The organism is Exobacillus caeni (genome assembly GCF_005747095.1).
Lineage (GTDB): Bacteria > Bacillota > Bacilli > Bacillales > Guptibacillaceae > Exobacillus > Exobacillus caeni.
Window position 1 is genome coordinate 173,429 of record NZ_SWLG01000001.1, and the last position, 15,610, is coordinate 189,038.

Here is a 15,610-nt window from a genome sequence, read left to right on the forward strand (position 1 = left end):
TTTAGTCGTGAAGTGCATGGTCGATCGATTGGTTCAGTAGTGACAAAACGTGTTGATCTTCAGGAGAGTAGTAAATCGATGTACCGGCTCTTCGGAATTTCACTAATCGGAGATTTTTCAAGAATCTTAACTGATGTGAAACGGTTGACTGACGAAGAGAAAGATCTTCCGCGATTTCGTTAACAGAGCATTCCTTTTGTGACAATAAGAAAAGAATGCGGATTCTTGTAGGATCCGATAATGCTTTAAATGTTTGAGAAACCATAAATAAGGTTTCTTCATCAAGTTCTTTTAACTCAATGGTTGATTTTTTTTCCATATTTTCGTTATTTTCCACTGGATTAACTCTCCTTTTATAAAGGTATGCACTTAATGTAATATATGTTCATCTGTTCATATTGTTTCTATCGTAAATGTTACTGGAGATATTATTGCTTGTCAATGGATCAGATAACATAAAGGAAAATTGCAATCGCCAGTATCTGGATTTTCCAAACGAATACAGGATAATCAAAAAAATCCGCCTCATACAAGGTGATTTTTCATTTTAATAGTTTTAGTTTGAAGAAATCGCAACTTCCAATATGGTTAAAAAAGGAAGGAAACACTTCTATACTTATTTTCCTTCCAATTTAACGTTTTCCATACGCTGCTCGTAAACTTTCATTTCTGATGTTACAGATTCATCCTGGCGCTTTTCTTTTTTAGCCCACTGGAAAAAAATGATTCCTAATGCTGTTCCATAAACAATTTCCTGAATGATTTTCATTATGATCCCAGCTGCTTGTTGATCATCAAGTAACTGAAAAACAGAAAACACTCTTGGTGCATTTAGATAAGTCTCATACAATATATCTTTGGCAAAAATGATTAAGGCACATGCGGGTGTTAACAGTACACCAGCAGCAAAGATATATCCAAGCTTTTTTAGATTTGATATCTCATTTAGCTCAGGGAGAGGGGTGACAAGCGGCCACCAAAATAAAAATGCCAATAGCAGTAGGACATAAAAAGCAACATTCATTAGCAGCATGTTATTCATAAGGTAGTCAAAGATTGCTGGCACGTGATAAAAGGAAAACACCGCATTGAATAAAACGACAGACACTAGCGGAAAAGTGAAAAATGAAAACACTTTTTTTACAGAATGCTTTTTTAGTATCGGATCAAAGAAAGGTTTTGGTAAACTAAGTAAAATTAACGGAGGAACAATTAAATAAACGATGGCCATGCTCGTCATATGAAAACTAAATAAATAGTGGCCATACGCTTTTAATGGGCTTCCTTCAGCAATAAAGTAAAATACTAAGGCAATTGCAAAGAGAACTTTGCGTCTTTTTACAGTTAGAAAAGCATTTGAATAGCTTTTAGTGTACTTATTTAACGTTTTGAAATAAATGAATCCTAATAGTATCAAAATAACTAATAAATATGGGTTCCATAAGTCAAAGAAGGTTAGTGGATGATTAATGGTAACTCTCTCCTTTCAATAAAATAACTTATATGCACATATTATCATATATAGGTGGTCGTTGGGAGGGTACTAAAAGAGTAGGGTAAAGATTTTAATCTATTTTTCTGTAAGTAGTTAATTAAATTTCCGTAGTGATCAGCAGTAACTTACGCCGCATTTCATCTCTCATGCGAAGCTTTTTAGGCAACAAAGTATGCGAAAAGAGCCATTTAAATTAAAACAGGTTACTGTTTAAAAAAGTATGAATACATGCTCATCTATGGATTAAAGATTGGTTTTATTGGGGAATAGTATAGGTGAGGGAGGCGAGATGAAATGGGAGCAGAACATGATCATTCTCATAATGCAAACAAACGGACATTATTAATTAGTTTTCTACTAATTGCAATCTTTATGGTGGTAGAAGTCATCGGAGGCATTGTTACAAACAGTCTAGCGTTACTATCAGATGCTGGTCATATGCTTAGCGATGCTGTAGCACTTGGACTCAGCTTACTTGCATTTGCATTAGGGGAAAAATCTTCAGATGCTAGTAAAACCTTTGGATATAAGCGTTTTGAAATTCTGGCTGCATTTCTAAATGGGATAACTTTGCTGGGGATCTCTATATATATTTTCTGGGAATCCTATAACCGGTTCATTACTCCTCCAGAAGTAGCCAGTACTGGTATGTTGATCATAGCCTTGATCGGCTTTGGCATAAATATTCTTGTCGCGTTTATAATGTATAAAGGCGGAGATACTTCAGAAAACATCAACTTAAGAAGTGCGTTTTTACATGTCCTGGGTGATTTACTGGGTTCAGTTGGAGCGATTGTAGCAGCTTTGCTAATTATGTTTTTGGGGTGGAGCTATGCAGATCCAATCGCAAGTATAATAGTAGCCATTCTTGTACTTGTTAGCGGTTGGCGCGTAACTAAAGAGTCTGTTCACGTTTTAATGGAAGGCAAGCCTTCAAGCGTCGAAGTGGAGAAAATAGAGAAGGCTTTATTGAATATTGATGGGGTAAAAGATGTCCATGATCTTCATGTATGGACAATTACATCCGACTTTCCAAGTTTGACATGTCACTTAGTCATCATAGAAGAAGAGCGCCAAAATGACATTTTAGAAAAAGCAACGGAATTGTTACAAAAGGACTTTAACTTAAAACATACTACTATCCAGGTTGAAGTCGAAGGAACTATTCTCCATCAAGAATGCGAATACTGTCATTAAAGCGTTTACCTACCTTAGAATCTTCAGTTTTTTGGCTAACTCCTATATTTATACATTTTAAAGGAAGCACCGGTACTTACTGATGCTTCCTTTTTGCAATGGTTTTGTTAATTCTTGCAAGACTAGCTTAAAAAGTTGATGGTCCTATTTCCAAATATCCCTCGCTATATTTACAACATGCTCCAACTTGGCCCATTGTTGTTCTTCTGTTAATAAGTTTCCTTCCTCAGTAGAAGCGAATCCACATTGTGGGCTTAAGTTTAGCTGGTTTAAGTCAACATAGTGAGAGGCTTCCTCTATCCGCCGCTTGATTTCATCCTTATCTTCCAGTTCTCCGAATTTAGAAGTGATTAAACCGAGTACGATCTGAAGGTCCGGGCGTTTTACAAAGCGTAACGGTTCAAATCCACCTGCTCGTTCGCTGTCATATTCAAGGAAAAAACCATCGATATTAAGGCCGTCAAATAATGTTTCTGCAACAGGCTCGTACCCCCCGGAAGAGATCCAGGTCGAGCGGAAATTCCCACGGCAGATATGCATGGTGATCTTCATATCACTCGGACGTTCTGCGATCGCTTCATTGATTGTTCGGGCATATAAACCGGTCAATTCATCGGGATTCATGCCGCGAGCACGCATTTTTTCCTTTTCTTCTTCTGAACAGAAATATGCCCATGAAGTGTCATCAAGCTGTAAGTAACGGCATCCTGCATCATAAAAAGCCTGGATGGCTTTTTGATAGGCTAGTGCAAGGTCATGAAAGAACATCTCCTGTTCCTGGTAAGCAGCCGGGTCGATTTCTCCTCGAAAATGAAGCATGCTAGGGCTTGGAATCGTCATTTTTGCGGTATGGTCGCCAGCAATGCTATGTAAAAACTTAAAATCCTCTATCATGGGATGATCACTAAAACCCAGTTTACCTGTTACTTTAATAGAACGAGATTTCGTTTGCTTTTGCTGAAACTGGATACCGCTTCCGGTTTCGCTCCCCTCAACTCCATCAAGCTTTTCGAGAAAATCAAAATGCCACCATGCCCTGCGAAAATCCCCGTCAGTCACAGCCTGCAAACCAATTTCTTTTTGTTTGTTAACAATTCGAATGATTTCTTCATCCTCGATTTTTCGCAGCTGTTCTGCGCTTATTTCCCCGCTATTCTTTTGTGTTCTTGCTTTCTTAAGCCGTTCAGGCCTGAGAAGACTGCCTACCTGATCAGCACGAAAAGGCGGGTGATTGTCTTGTTGTAGTGAAGTTTTATAATTGTCAGCCATGGTATACCTTCTTTCTACTAATAAGATTTAAGAAATTTCTGTTTTTTAAATAGTAACATAGAATGTTTTTTAAAACCTAAAATATGCCCCTATATGTATAACGGCAGGGTAAGGAATTTTTGCATATCAACCCACAAACTGGCTTTGAGCCGCTTTTCAATTGAAGTATTTAGTGACAATGTTCTGATAACTGACAAAGGTTTGTCAAATATTTTTTGCGAATTTGTGACAAAGTTCACTACTTCACAATCCGATCAAATAATCCTGTTAAAATGTGAACTATAAGATTACTAGTTGAGCTTGAAGATAGATTTTCTCAGAAAGAAGAGGTGTGCTTCTATGAAGTTCAAATGGGCTTTGATAGCAGTAGTTTTAAGTATTGTTACTGTCCTGACAGGATGTGAACCATTAACAGTTTTAGATCCAAAAGGACCTCAAGCTGAAAGGCTTGCCGGTGACATTATGCTTACGATTTGGATCATGTTAGGAATCGTACTAGTCGTTTTTACATTATTAATTGTCATGTTAGTGAAGTACCGCGCTTCCAAACAACCGGAAGAATATGAACCACCTCATATTGAAGGTAACAAATGGGTGGAAGGAATTTTTGTTGGGATCCCGATTATTATCATCGCAGTTCTATCGTTTATTTCTGTCCAGAGTAACTATATCGTTGAAAGTGCACCGGAAGGATACGGGGATAAAGAACCTTTAGTCGTTTATGCTTCATCTTCTGACTGGAAATGGCATTTTAGTTATCCGGAACAGGGAATTGAGACGGTTAACTATCTTAATGTCCCAACAGATCGTCCGCTTGAGTTTAGATTATATTCATACGGCCCGATCACAAGCTTTTGGATTCCTCAGCTTGGCGGTCAAAAGTATGCGATGAACGCCCATGTAACAAAGCTTCATCTTGCAGCTGACACTCCTGGCGAATATATGGGTCGAAATTCAAACTTCAGTGGTGAAGGTTTTGCTGAAAATAAATTTGATGTGACAGCGATGACGCAGGACGAATTTGATGAGTGGGTAGATGAGGTAAAAGATACTGCAAAACCTCTTAGCGAAGAAAAGTTTGAAGAACTGTTAGAACCAGGTCATCTCGGAAGGTTAACGTTCACCGGTACTCACTTAGACTTCTCTCCGGCTCCGGAACACCACATGGATGGATCTGAAGATGGGGAAGACGGCCACATGGAAGCCGATGAACATCAATCAGCTTCATCAGAAGAAAGTTCTAGCCAGGGCCACAACAAACATAACGAATAAAACTTACTGGAAAGTGACCAGTTTTTAACTAAGATTTTATTTCCGAAGGGAGTCAATACGTATGGAGTTCTTTGAACGGTTTGCCATACCGAATCCAAGTTTTGCTATATATGCATCGATGGTGGCTGCTGGTATTACAATGATTGCTATCGTCGCTGGTTTAACATATTTTAAAAAATGGGGTTACCTCTGGCGTGAATGGTTAACAACGGTTGACCATAAGCGGATCGGTATCATGTATCTCATCTCTGCTTTGTTAATGCTATTCCGAGGTGGGGTAGATGCGATCATGATGCGTGCCCAGCTTGCTGTTCCAGATAACACCTTGCTGGATGCACAGCACTATAACGAAATTTTCACTACCCACGGGGTCGTAATGATCCTGTTCATGGCGATGCCATTTATCATGTTCTTTATGAACCTTGTAGTTCCGTTGCAAATTGGGGCGCGTGACGTTGCGTTCCCACGCTTGAATGCACTTAGCTTCTGGCTGTTCTTCATGGGTGCGATGCTGTTTAACATCTCATTCATGGTCGGCGGTTCTCCTGATGCAGGGTGGACTTCCTACTTCCCGCTTGCAGACAACGAATTTAGTAAGTCTGTAGGAACGAACTATTATATGATCGCGATTCAGATTGCTGGTATCGGTACATTGATGACAGGGATAAACTTCATCACTACGATACTTAAAATGAGAGCACCTGGTATGAAGTTAATGCAAATGCCTATGTTCACCTGGTCTTCTCTTATCGCGAACGTCATCATCGTTTTTGCATTCCCGGTGCTAACCGTAGCACTTGCGATGGGAACGATGGACCGTTTGTTTGGAACCAACTTCTTTACAATTGATAATGGCGGAATGTCCATGCTCTGGGCCAACATTTTCTGGGTATGGGGACACCCTGAAGTATATATTCTGATCTTACCGGCCTTCGGTATTTACAGTGAGATCTTCTCAACGTTCTCTCGCCGTAATCTATATGGCTATAAGTCTATGGTCTGGTCCATGGTGCTTATCTCGCTTCTATCATTCTTAGTCTGGGCTCACCACTTCTTTACAATGGGGCAGGGAGCTTTCACAAACAGTATCTTCTCCATTACAACAATGGCGATTGCTGTGCCGACTGGAGTTAAAATTTTCAACTGGCTGCTTACGCTCTGGAAAGGTAAGATCGAGTTTACGACACCGATGCTCTATGCGATCATGTTTATTCCGCTTTTCACACTTGGCGGGGTTACCGGGGTAATGCTTGCGATGTCTGCGGCTGACTATCAGTATCATAATACGATGTTCTTAGTCGCTCACTTCCACAATGTAATTATTCCTGGTGTCGTATATGCGATGCTTGCTGGCCTAACGTATTACTGGCCAAAAATGTTCGGATTCATGTTGAATGAAAAAATCGGTAAATGGACAGTATGGACGCTTTCAATCGGCTTTGTATTAGCCTTTATGCCGATGTACATCACAGGTTTAGACGGTCAGGCTCGTCGGTTGTACACCTATTCAGAATCAACTGGATTTGGTCCGTTGAACATGGTTTCGTTCGTCGGAGCAGCCATCATGGCAGTCGGATTTGTCTTGATCGTATATAACATCTATTATAGCGTTCGGTACGCTTCAAGAGATATCAGTGCTGATCCGTGGGATGCACGTACGTTGGAGTGGGCTACACACACACCTATTCCTGAATACAACTTTGCGATCACACCTGAAGTGAAATCAAGTGAAGCTTTCTGGGATTCTAAGAAAAACGGCCATGTGTTGTTCAAAGGAAACTATGAAAAAATCCACATGCCAAATAACAGCGGTATGCCGTTTGTTATGAGTATTATTTTCTTTATATGGGGCTTCTCACTCATATTCAGCCTATGGATTCCAGCGATCGTTGCAACACTAGGAATCTTTGCATGCTTGACGCTACGTTCCTTTGAAAAAGATCACGGCCATTATATCTCTGTGAAAGAAATTGAAGACACAGAATCAGAATTGCGAGGTGCCTAACTATGGATATTAATCACTCGCTGCCATTAGAATATAGCACGGAAGAGAATCGGTTAAAGATTTTTGGCTTCTGGATTTTCCTTGGTGCGGAGATCATGCTGTTCGCTACACTTTTTGCAGCCTATTTCACGCTGTATAACCGTACAGCTGGAGGTCCGGACGGAGCTGAAATCTTCCAGATCACGCCTGTATTCCTTGAGACGATATTGCTTTTAACAAGTAGTTTTACGATTGGGCTCGGAATTCACGCGATGCGTCTTGGAAGGGTAAAAGCGATGATGGGATTCTTCATCGTCACCCTGTTACTTGGTCTTGGGTTTTTAAGCGTTGAGGTTTTTGAATTCATCACGTATGTGCATGAAGGTGCAGGAATTCAAACAAGTGCCTTCACTTCTAGCCTGTTAGCAACGTTAGGAACACACGGGGCACACGTAACGCTTGGTTTCTTCTGGGGATTATTCATCTTGATCCAGGTGAAAAAGCGCGGGTTAACTCCTGCAACAGCTAATAAGTCCTTTATCTTTTCGCTTTACTGGCACTTCCTGGACGTAGTATGGATCTTCATTTTCAGTTTCATCTATTTGAAAGGAATGATGTAAGATGAGTGAATTGTTTCCCTTCAAACAGGTAATGGGATTTGTCTTTTCAATGGTATTGACGGCAGTTGCGTTGGGCGTGTATTTCTTTGACATGTCATTTGCAGTCGGTATGACAGTACTGCTTGTCACAGCATTTTTGCAGGCCGGCCTTCAGCTTGTCGTGTTCATGCACGCAGGTGAAACAGAAGACAAGGGTGCCATTTATACAAACGTATACTATGGCCTCATCATAGCACTGGTTACCGTATTCGGTACATTGCTAGCGATGGTCTGGGATATGGGATAAAATAAATTTTAAGGGGAGTACCTTTACGGTGCTCCTTTTTTCTGCTTAAAAACAAAAAATTTGCAGCATGTCGTTACGTAACGCAGCAGCAAATTTTATAGATTAAGTATATAGGCAGCTTACACCTTTTGGTTCGTTAAAAGGCTTGCCGTATAATCAGTTCTTTTTATGTGGAAGTGGAGTTACAGGGACTCCTTTGTAACTTTTCTCAAGCATTTCTTCCGTAGCAGCAAAGAAAAGTCCGATGAGGAAGATAAATACTGCACCTGTTACCGTTCCGATTCCGATCGACATTAAGAAATCGAAACCGCTTACAACAAATCCGGTTAGAAACATAATGATTCCCAATGCAAGGACTGATCCGCCAACGAACTTTGTAGCATTTACTATGTTTGTTCTAGATTCCATAATCTTCATCCCCTTTGTTACAATTATCAGATTTATTCACAAATTTGTCAAATACTTTTCATGGTTTGTACATATTTATTTTATCTTTTTTTGTTTTGGTTAGTATTGGGTTTGGGAATTGGGGGAGATCGGTGCTGGGATATTGAAGGGGATGGGAGAGTGGAATGGATGCAGGCTCCTGGCTAGCGGAAAAGGACATCTGTTCCGCTATTTCTCGAAATGAGAGTGTTTTTTGAATGAAAGAGGACATCTGTTCCGCTATTTGCCGATTTGGCCAGGAAAACAGACGGTTTTAGTGAAATAAGTGATCATATGTCCTATAATTTTTCAAACAGAGGATATTTGCTTAAATAGAGGATCATATGTCCTATAAATTAGTCAGCAACGGTCTCTGTTCTTAATTTGTAAGTTCTTGCTCGCGCTTTTCCGTTTGCAATGCACAAAACTTGCCGGTCAAGCATCTTATGCAAAATTCTTCGGGTGTGACGATCGCTTACTTTGAGGTGTTTGGCAATCTCATGCGGAGTAAATGGACGCGGCAATCGGCGGGCAAAACGGACGATCTCAGCTTCCACCCAGGACAACTGCAATTGAACTTCATCTGACAAAAACTTTCCAATGAAAGCTAAAATAAGCTGCTGGCATCTTTTGGGTTCATCCTTTATAGATAAATAAGCGATCGGCAATATCGTCCATCCGTCGAGTGCTAACAAGGAATGCCGCCAGCAAAGATCTTTAAACCGCCTTACATCAAGATCCCTGGCATGAGGTCCGAATCCCTGGATCTCAATACATCCTTTACTGTCTTTTGGCTTATATGCAAGGTCAAGGTAACGGTAACCGTCATGGAAATCACGAACTTCCCATTCAGGGTATAAATGGTCTAAGTTTCCGACTGTTGGATACCAGACTGCACGCAAAAACTCAACAGTTCCATGTCCAAGTCCTTTTTCTAAGAACTCAAGCCTTCTAGGGTTTTTCTCTTCTAAAATATTTGCCTGAAGCCATTCTTCATATGCTTGCTCAAATTTAATCATTACTTAACTCCCTTCTTTTCTAAAATTTTTTTGTGAAAATCGCATCAAGACTCTCTCAGTTTTCAATAAAGAAACTTCGTAACTACTTTTCTACCATTTACTACAAATTCCTTTATTTAAATTGTTATAGTGAAAATAGGAGAGCGGCAAGGTAAAAGGTAATTGCCGTGAAAATATGAAAAGGCCCCTTAGTGGATTTAATCCACTAAGTGACCTCGTTAAAAAATTTCTAGTTAAGTATCCAACTCTACCTCAAGCACTCCAAGCCCTCTCAGTAAAAACACCTGTCTAAATTGAGGCGGGGATGTGTTTTCTGCTAAATGGATATCTGGAAAAGCGATTAGCAGTTTCTCGATTGCGATTTTTCCTTCTAAACGCGCCAGTGGAGCACCCAGGCAAAAGTGTATTCCGAACCCAAATGCAACGTGCGGATTATTTTCTCTAGTTATGTCAAAATCCCCGGCTTTGTTAAACTTTTCTTCATCACGGTTTGCTGAACTTAAGGATGCTAACACAAGGTCGCCACGCCGAAATGTTTTTCCGTGAAATTCCAGGTCTTCTTCGGCCCAGCGAGCAGTCGAGAAGTCAACAGGGCTATAATAACGAAGCCCTTCTTCAACAGCCGTTTCAATAAAGGAGAAATCTTCTTTTAGTTTTTCTAGCTGATCTGGGTGTTCAAATAGAGCAAACATGGTGTTAGCGATTAAGTTAACTGTCGTTTCGTGACCGGCGATGATAAGCAGCACAATCATGGAATATAGCTCATCTTTGTTTAACTGTTCGCCTTCTTCCTCTGCCTGGATCAGCTTTGATATTAAGTCATCTCCCGGATTATCTTTTCGTTCTTCAAAAAGGTAGGTCAAATATTCAATGAAAGCCGTTACATCTTCTTCAAAGGTGTTGGCCAGATTATCGACCGCAGCTACAATCGTGTTTGACCATTTCCTGAATTTGTCGCGATCTTCGGAAGGTACTCCAAGTAGTTCACTGATCACGATAATCGGAAGCGGAAATGCATAATCATTTATTAAGTCGATCGGTCCTTTTTTTTCCTTCATCTTTAGCAATAATTCATCAGCTATTTCAGCAATTCTTGGTTCTAGATTCTTGATGGTTTTGGGGTTAAAGTATGGCTGGACAAGTTTTCGGAGTCTTGTATGGTCAGGCGGATCAACATCTAGCATCATGTTTCGGAACACAGATAATATCTTGCTCTGTTCTTCATCAGAAGAACCAGAAAAGAATTTAGATTGGTCTTTTATGAAACTCGATTTTTTCAGTACCTCTTTAACATGGTCGTATTTCGTAACGATCCATGAGGTTTGGCCGTTTTCGTGAGACATGGCAAAAATCGGATCTTGTTGGCGCAATTTTTCGTAAAAGGGATACGCTCCTACTTTAAAGTTAGATTTAAAAACTGTTTCCGTATCTATCATCTAGTATCCTCCTAACAGTGGTATGACTGGCTAGTCAGTCTGGCTTTATTATAAAAGGCTGGAATAGGAAACACAAATATAAAAGGCTGCTTAAGCAAGAATTAAACAACTTCACTAAAGGTAAATTAGTGTAAAATTCTTCGCTTTAAGACAGCCTCGTTAATTAGACGTAACCTCAAGTCACATCGGCAAATTATTAATAAAATAGATCAATGTCTGCAATTCAGCAGCAAGGTCGATCTGGTGAAGTTTTATTTGGTCCGGTACAGATAGCCTTGCGGTTGTAAAATTTAATATTCCCTTAACGCCAAGATCTATCATTCGGTCTGAAATAAGTTGGGCTGCAGCAACTGGTACGGTTAAAATTGCAACGGTAACATCCGGCTTAAGCCGATCATTTATTTCGTTAATATGATAAACGGGTACTCCGTCAATTTCTTTTCCTACCTTTTTTGGGTCAACATCAAAGGCCATCTCGATTTTTGGACTGTTTCTTTTTAATAGACTGTACTTTAAAAAAGCGGTCCCTAAATGGCCGACTCCGATCAATGCTGCTTTTGTCTCTTTATCCTCTGCAAGCAGTTTTCCTAAAAGCCTGATTAACCTGGATACATTATAACCGTTTCCTTTACTTCCCTTTATTTGAAAATAAGAAAAGTCTTTGCGAATAATAGCTGAGTCAATTTTTAAAGCATCGCTTAATCCGCTGGACGAAATGAATTTAGTACCGTTTTCTTTTAGTTCTTTGGCATACTCATAGTACATTGGCAGACGCTTAATAGATGCATTAGGTATTTTTATGGCCTTTTTTCTCATGAGGAATCCTCCAACAAGATTACAAGAATTATTACTGGTAGTTAAAAATGCATACCGCATCTTCTATTATATTCCTCTTGATGCTAGTTTCACAGTGAATTTTTTTAGAAGATTTGTAGGTCTCTTCCGGCTTTTACTGTTTTTTCTTGGCGAGCATTTCAAGAATCTCACGAAACGGTTTTAACTCTTCCTGTGAAAGCGGGGTTCCACCATAGTGCAAATCGTTTCTGTTTAAAATTTCCCTAAGGTCTAAGGGGCCTGTATCAGGGGCTTCTGTTAATCCCAGTATGTAATCAACAGAAACCATGTATAAAGAAGCGAGCTTGAGACATTTATCTATCGGTGGCTGGCGAGTCTGAGATTCGTATCCGGCATACGAGGACTTAGCGATTCCAATTTGGCTGCATACATAATCCATTGTCCAGTATCTAGATTTTCTTAACTCTCTTAAACGTTTTCCGTACAAACCTTTTCCTCCATTCCATTGCGAATATTCTTCTTGTAAAAAGTATAAAACAAAAATTCGCTTAAAGTAAACATAGAATTATATTTAGCATTTGTTTAAAATACTAAAAAACCTATATAATCATTGATTTATTGGGCGTTTTGGTATATAATGGGTATGTAGGTTTTTAAAGGTAACCTATAGATGAGTGGATCTTTTTGTTCACTTTTAAGATAACTACTAGCGTGTGAATATTCATGCTTTGCTATATATATTTTCTTATCAGGGAGGCAATACAATGGCTGAAGCTAGAAAATCAAGCAAGACCTCAGCCTCTCCAGCAAAACAGGTGGAGCAGGTTGCTGAGCATAAAGCAGAGGAGAGTGTTGTTAAAAAAGCTCCTCACGAAATGAGTTTGTTTGAGAAACTATTGGAGGTTCGTAAGTCTGTTCCTTATTTGCGAAAAGAATCCAGAGGGCATCAATACAGCTATGTAGGAAGCTCGCAGGTGCTTGGTGCAGTAAAGGTTAAACTGGACGAGCTTGGAGTGCTATTGTTCTCTAATGTTATAGATAAACAGCTCCATCAAAGTACGAACAGCAAAGGTGCTACAACTTATTTTACGGAATTGACGATTGAGTTCACCTGGGTGAACGTTCATAATCCGGAGGACAAGCTAACTCTTCAATGGTACGGTCAGGGATTGGATACAGCAGGAGAAAAAGGTGTCGGAAAAGCCCTTACCTATGCAGAGAAGTACTTCATGCTGAAACAGTTTAACATTCCTACTGACCAGGATGATCCAGACCGTTTTCAGGAGAGGGCAATGCGGAACGTCTTCCTTGGGGACGATACGGAAGAAGTCGAAACACAACCGCTACCGCCACAGACGACGAATGCAAAACCGGTTACCGAAAAGCAGCTTGCTATGCTTAACGGATTATGTTCAGATATCGCGAAGATAAGTGACTCACATGTAACAGAGGACATGGTTAAAGACTGGCTTAAATCCCAGTATCTTTACGAAGGGACATTTGACGAACTAACAAGCAAACAGGCAGCATATATGATCAAGACCGCTGTTGAACTAAAACAGAAAAAACAAAAAGAACCGGTCTTGATGTAAGAGGAGGAAATCTCCTCTTTGTACATAACTCTTTATCCCACTTCACATTTTCATTTCTACACCTTTCTTTTCACTGATTTTTCCCATTCATTTCGAAATCCCTTATCCAAAAATAAAACCACAAAGCGACACATCTTTGCTCTCCCAAAAAAATGATTAGTAAATCTATTTTGTAAGAGTATATCCGCTTCTTTGTTCCCTTTTCACTGGAAAAATGAAAAGACTGGCTGATATCCCTCCAAGTACTATACAATAGAAGAAGTGAACTTAGAGATAAGGATTGATAAGATGAGTATTCTATCTGTTGAAAACCTATATAAAACATACGGAGATAAAGTGTTGTTCGACCACATTTCCTTTGCGATAGCTGATGGGCAAAGAACAGGCTTGATCGGCGTTAACGGAACTGGGAAATCTACTTTCCTAAAAGTACTGGCTGGTATTGAATCAGCGGAGGAAGGCGAGATTGTCCATTCCAATGATTTTCGCGTGGAATATTTGCCTCAGGAGCCAGAGTTGAACGGGAACCTGAACGTTCTTGAACAAATCTATTACGGCGATTCCTTGATGATGCAGGTTATGCGGAAATACGAAAAGGCTTTGGATGAACTTGAAAAAGAACCGGAAAATCCCGAGAAACAAAATCAATTGTTAAAAGCACAGCAGGAGATGGATGAGAACGAAGCATGGGAAGCGAATACAACAGCTAAGACTGTCCTTACTAAACTCGGCATCACTGATTTCACAAGAAAGGTAAGCCTGTTATCCGGCGGACAGAAAAAGCGTGTTGCGATCGCTAAAGCGCTTATCCAGCCCGCAGACTTGCTGATCCTTGATGAGCCTACAAACCACCTTGACAATGAAACGATCGAATGGCTGGAAGGATTTTTGTCCCAGTATAAAGGGGCATTCCTGCTGGTTACCCATGACCGTTACTTTTTAAATAGGGTTACGAACAAGATCTATGAGTTAGAACAGGGGAAGCTATATACTTACGAAGGAAACTATGAAGTATTCCTGGAGAAAAAAGCAGAGCGGGAAGAACAAGCACAGGTTAAGGAAGAAAAAAGGCAAAACTTGCTTAGAAGAGAACTTGCATGGTTGCGGCGGGGTGCCAAGGCCCGTACAACGAAGCAAAAGGCCCGGATACAGCGGGTAGAAGGAATTCAGGAACAAAAGGGGCCATCTGCAGGCGGAGCGATTGAATTCGCTGCTGGGACCAAGCGGCTCGGAAAAAAAGTCATTGAGCTTGAAGAAATCAGCAAGGGTTTTGAAGGAAAACCATTTATTAAAGACTTTAACTACCTTGTAACTCCAGGAGATCGGTTAGGCATTATTGGGCCGAATGGAAGCGGCAAGTCGACTTTATTAAATATCCTGGCAGGACGCATCAAGCCTGATAAGGGTTCGCTCGATGTCGGGGTAACGGTTAGTATCGGATATTATACCCAGGATCATGACGAACTGGATGGCAACCTGAGAGTTGTTGAGTATATAAAAGAGATCGCCCATGTTATCAATACAGCCGATAATCAAACGATTACAGCAGAACAGATGCTGGAACGCTTTTTGTTCCCGAGATCCATCCAGCATACTTATATTCGTAAGCTGTCCGGGGGAGAACGCAGGCGCTTGTACCTGCTTGGTGTTTTAATGAAAGAACCAAACGTTCTGTTTCTGGATGAGCCTACGAATGATTTAGATACAGAGACATTAAGCATACTTGAAGATTACCTCGACCAATTTCCTGGAGTCGTCATTACCGTTTCCCATGACAGATATTTCCTTGATCGTGTTGTTGATCACCTTTTAGTTTTTGAAGGAAACGGGGAAATCACAAGGTTCCAGGGAAGCTATTCGGATTTTATGGAAGAGCAAAAGCTTTTAAAAGAAACAGAAACGAAACAGCAAAAGAAGCCTCCGGAAAATGTTCCTCCTAAAAAAGAAGTGCGCAAGAAGCTATCCTATAAAGAACAGCGCGAATGGGAACAGATTGAGGATAGGATCGCTGAACTAGAAGAGAAAAAGGATGAACTTGAGCAGGGAATCGCTGAATCGGGAAGCGACTACGGCAAGATCCAGGAATTTATGGAAGAACAGAAAAAAGTAGAAGAAGAGCTGGAACAGGCAGTCGAGCGATGGACGGAGTTATCTCTAATGATGGAGGAAATTGAAAATAATAAAAAAGCCTGAAAAAAGAGCAAAACCTAACTGTTAGG

At 40.2% G+C, this 15,610-nt stretch carries 15 protein-coding genes; 7 read left to right on the top strand and 8 right to left on the bottom strand.

Going from position 1 to position 15,610, the window contains the following annotated elements; all coding sequences use genetic code 11:
• Nucleotide 1: 1 nt before the first annotated feature.
• Both FCL54_RS00890 and FCL54_RS00895 read right to left on the bottom strand, forming a co-directional pair.
• Nucleotides 2-319: an ArsR/SmtB family transcription factor gene (locus FCL54_RS00890; RefSeq protein WP_138123201.1), complete on the bottom strand. Its 318-nt coding sequence runs from the start codon at nucleotides 317-319 to the stop codon at nucleotides 2-4.
• A gap of 297 nt (nucleotides 320-616) precedes the next feature.
• Nucleotides 617-1,417 (bottom strand): cytochrome c oxidase assembly protein, encoded by an 801-nt coding sequence (locus FCL54_RS00895; protein ID WP_171016617.1) that lies wholly within the window; start codon nucleotides 1,415-1,417, stop codon nucleotides 617-619.
• A gap of 372 nt (nucleotides 1,418-1,789) precedes the next feature.
• Here FCL54_RS00895 and FCL54_RS00900 point away from each other — a divergent pair, with 372 nt between their 5' ends.
• Entirely contained in the window at nucleotides 1,790-2,692 is a 903-nt protein-coding gene (locus tag FCL54_RS00900; RefSeq protein ID WP_138122200.1) for a cation diffusion facilitator family transporter, read from the top strand.
• A gap of 144 nt (nucleotides 2,693-2,836) precedes the next feature.
• Here FCL54_RS00900 and FCL54_RS00905 read toward each other — a convergent pair whose 3' ends face one another.
• On the bottom strand, nucleotides 2,837-3,961 hold the full coding sequence (locus FCL54_RS00905) for a 5-methyltetrahydropteroyltriglutamate--homocysteine S-methyltransferase (protein WP_138122202.1): 1,125 nt from the start codon (nucleotides 3,959-3,961) through the stop codon (nucleotides 2,837-2,839).
• Between the two features lie 339 nt (nucleotides 3,962-4,300).
• On the opposite strand from FCL54_RS00905, the gene qoxA reads away from it, so the two are divergent.
• The 4 genes from qoxA (at nucleotide 4,301) to qoxD (ending at nucleotide 8,123) form a co-directional block, all read left to right on the top strand.
• Nucleotides 4,301-5,233: a cytochrome aa3 quinol oxidase subunit II gene (qoxA, locus tag FCL54_RS00910; protein ID WP_138122204.1), complete on the top strand. Its 933-nt coding sequence runs from the start codon at nucleotides 4,301-4,303 to the stop codon at nucleotides 5,231-5,233.
• Between the two features lie 61 nt (nucleotides 5,234-5,294).
• A complete protein-coding gene (qoxB, locus tag FCL54_RS00915) occupies nucleotides 5,295-7,238 on the top strand; it encodes a cytochrome aa3 quinol oxidase subunit I (RefSeq protein WP_138122206.1) in 1,944 nt (647 codons plus the stop codon).
• A 2-nt stretch (nucleotides 7,239-7,240) separates the two neighbouring features.
• Nucleotides 7,241-7,837 carry a cytochrome aa3 quinol oxidase subunit III gene (gene qoxC / locus FCL54_RS00920; protein ID WP_138122208.1) on the top strand — a complete coding sequence of 199 codons (597 nt, stop codon included), beginning with the start codon at nucleotides 7,241-7,243 and terminating at the stop codon, nucleotides 7,835-7,837.
• 1 nt (nucleotide 7,838) lies between these two features.
• Nucleotides 7,839-8,123: a cytochrome aa3 quinol oxidase subunit IV gene (gene qoxD / locus FCL54_RS00925; RefSeq protein ID WP_138122210.1), complete on the top strand. Its 285-nt coding sequence runs from the start codon at nucleotides 7,839-7,841 to the stop codon at nucleotides 8,121-8,123.
• Nucleotides 8,124-8,279: 156 nt separating this feature from the next.
• Here the strand turns inward: qoxD and FCL54_RS00930 are convergent, their stop codons facing one another.
• The 5 genes from FCL54_RS00930 to FCL54_RS00950 form a co-directional block, all read right to left on the bottom strand.
• A complete protein-coding gene (locus tag FCL54_RS00930) occupies nucleotides 8,280-8,531 on the bottom strand; it encodes a hypothetical protein (protein WP_138122212.1) in 252 nt (83 codons plus the stop codon).
• A gap of 374 nt (nucleotides 8,532-8,905) precedes the next feature.
• On the bottom strand, nucleotides 8,906-9,568 hold the full coding sequence (locus tag FCL54_RS00935; RefSeq protein ID WP_138122214.1) for a transcriptional regulator: 663 nt from the start codon (nucleotides 9,566-9,568) through the stop codon (nucleotides 8,906-8,908).
• Between the two features lie 233 nt (nucleotides 9,569-9,801).
• Nucleotides 9,802-11,004, bottom strand: a complete 1,203-nt coding sequence (locus tag FCL54_RS00940) for a cytochrome P450 family protein (RefSeq protein WP_138122216.1) — start codon at nucleotides 11,002-11,004, stop codon at nucleotides 9,802-9,804.
• A gap of 180 nt (nucleotides 11,005-11,184) precedes the next feature.
• Nucleotides 11,185-11,820: a redox-sensing transcriptional repressor Rex gene (locus FCL54_RS00945; protein WP_138122218.1), complete on the bottom strand. Its 636-nt coding sequence runs from the start codon at nucleotides 11,818-11,820 to the stop codon at nucleotides 11,185-11,187.
• 133 nt (nucleotides 11,821-11,953) lie between these two features.
• Complete coding sequence (locus tag FCL54_RS00950; RefSeq protein ID WP_138122220.1) at nucleotides 11,954-12,286, bottom strand: helix-turn-helix domain-containing protein; 333 nt, start codon at nucleotides 12,284-12,286, stop codon at nucleotides 11,954-11,956.
• Between the two features lie 277 nt (nucleotides 12,287-12,563).
• On the opposite strand from FCL54_RS00950, the gene FCL54_RS00955 reads away from it, so the two are divergent.
• Nucleotides 12,564-13,391 carry an ERF family protein gene (locus FCL54_RS00955; protein WP_246055097.1) on the top strand — a complete coding sequence of 276 codons (828 nt, stop codon included), beginning with the start codon at nucleotides 12,564-12,566 and terminating at the stop codon, nucleotides 13,389-13,391.
• A 288-nt stretch (nucleotides 13,392-13,679) separates the two neighbouring features.
• On the top strand, nucleotides 13,680-15,584 hold the full coding sequence (locus tag FCL54_RS00960; protein WP_138122222.1) for an ABC-F family ATP-binding cassette domain-containing protein: 1,905 nt from the start codon (nucleotides 13,680-13,682) through the stop codon (nucleotides 15,582-15,584).
• Nucleotides 15,585-15,610: the final 26 nt, after the last annotated feature.

Coding starts and splice junctions, on each gene's coding strand:
- FCL54_RS00890 (WP_138123201.1), bottom strand. CDS start 319: ATGGAAAAAAAATCAACCATTGAGTTAAAAGAACTTGATGAAGAAACC.
- FCL54_RS00900 (WP_138122200.1), top strand. CDS start 1,790: ATGGGAGCAGAACATGATCATTCTCATAATGCAAACAAACGGACATTA.
- FCL54_RS00905 (WP_138122202.1), bottom strand. CDS start 3,961: ATGGCTGACAATTATAAAACTTCACTACAACAAGACAATCACCCGCCT.
- qoxA (WP_138122204.1), top strand. CDS start 4,301: ATGAAGTTCAAATGGGCTTTGATAGCAGTAGTTTTAAGTATTGTTACT.
- qoxB (WP_138122206.1), top strand. CDS start 5,295: ATGGAGTTCTTTGAACGGTTTGCCATACCGAATCCAAGTTTTGCTATA.
- qoxC (WP_138122208.1), top strand. CDS start 7,241: ATGGATATTAATCACTCGCTGCCATTAGAATATAGCACGGAAGAGAAT.
- qoxD (WP_138122210.1), top strand. CDS start 7,839: ATGAGTGAATTGTTTCCCTTCAAACAGGTAATGGGATTTGTCTTTTCA.
- FCL54_RS00930 (WP_138122212.1), bottom strand. CDS start 8,531: ATGGAATCTAGAACAAACATAGTAAATGCTACAAAGTTCGTTGGCGGA.
- FCL54_RS00935 (WP_138122214.1), bottom strand. CDS start 9,568: ATGATTAAATTTGAGCAAGCATATGAAGAATGGCTTCAGGCAAATATT.
- FCL54_RS00940 (WP_138122216.1), bottom strand. CDS start 11,004: ATGATAGATACGGAAACAGTTTTTAAATCTAACTTTAAAGTAGGAGCG.
- FCL54_RS00945 (WP_138122218.1), bottom strand. CDS start 11,820: ATGAGAAAAAAGGCCATAAAAATACCTAATGCATCTATTAAGCGTCTG.
- FCL54_RS00955 (WP_246055097.1), top strand. CDS start 12,564: ATGGCTGAAGCTAGAAAATCAAGCAAGACCTCAGCCTCTCCAGCAAAA.
- FCL54_RS00960 (WP_138122222.1), top strand. CDS start 13,680: ATGAGTATTCTATCTGTTGAAAACCTATATAAAACATACGGAGATAAA.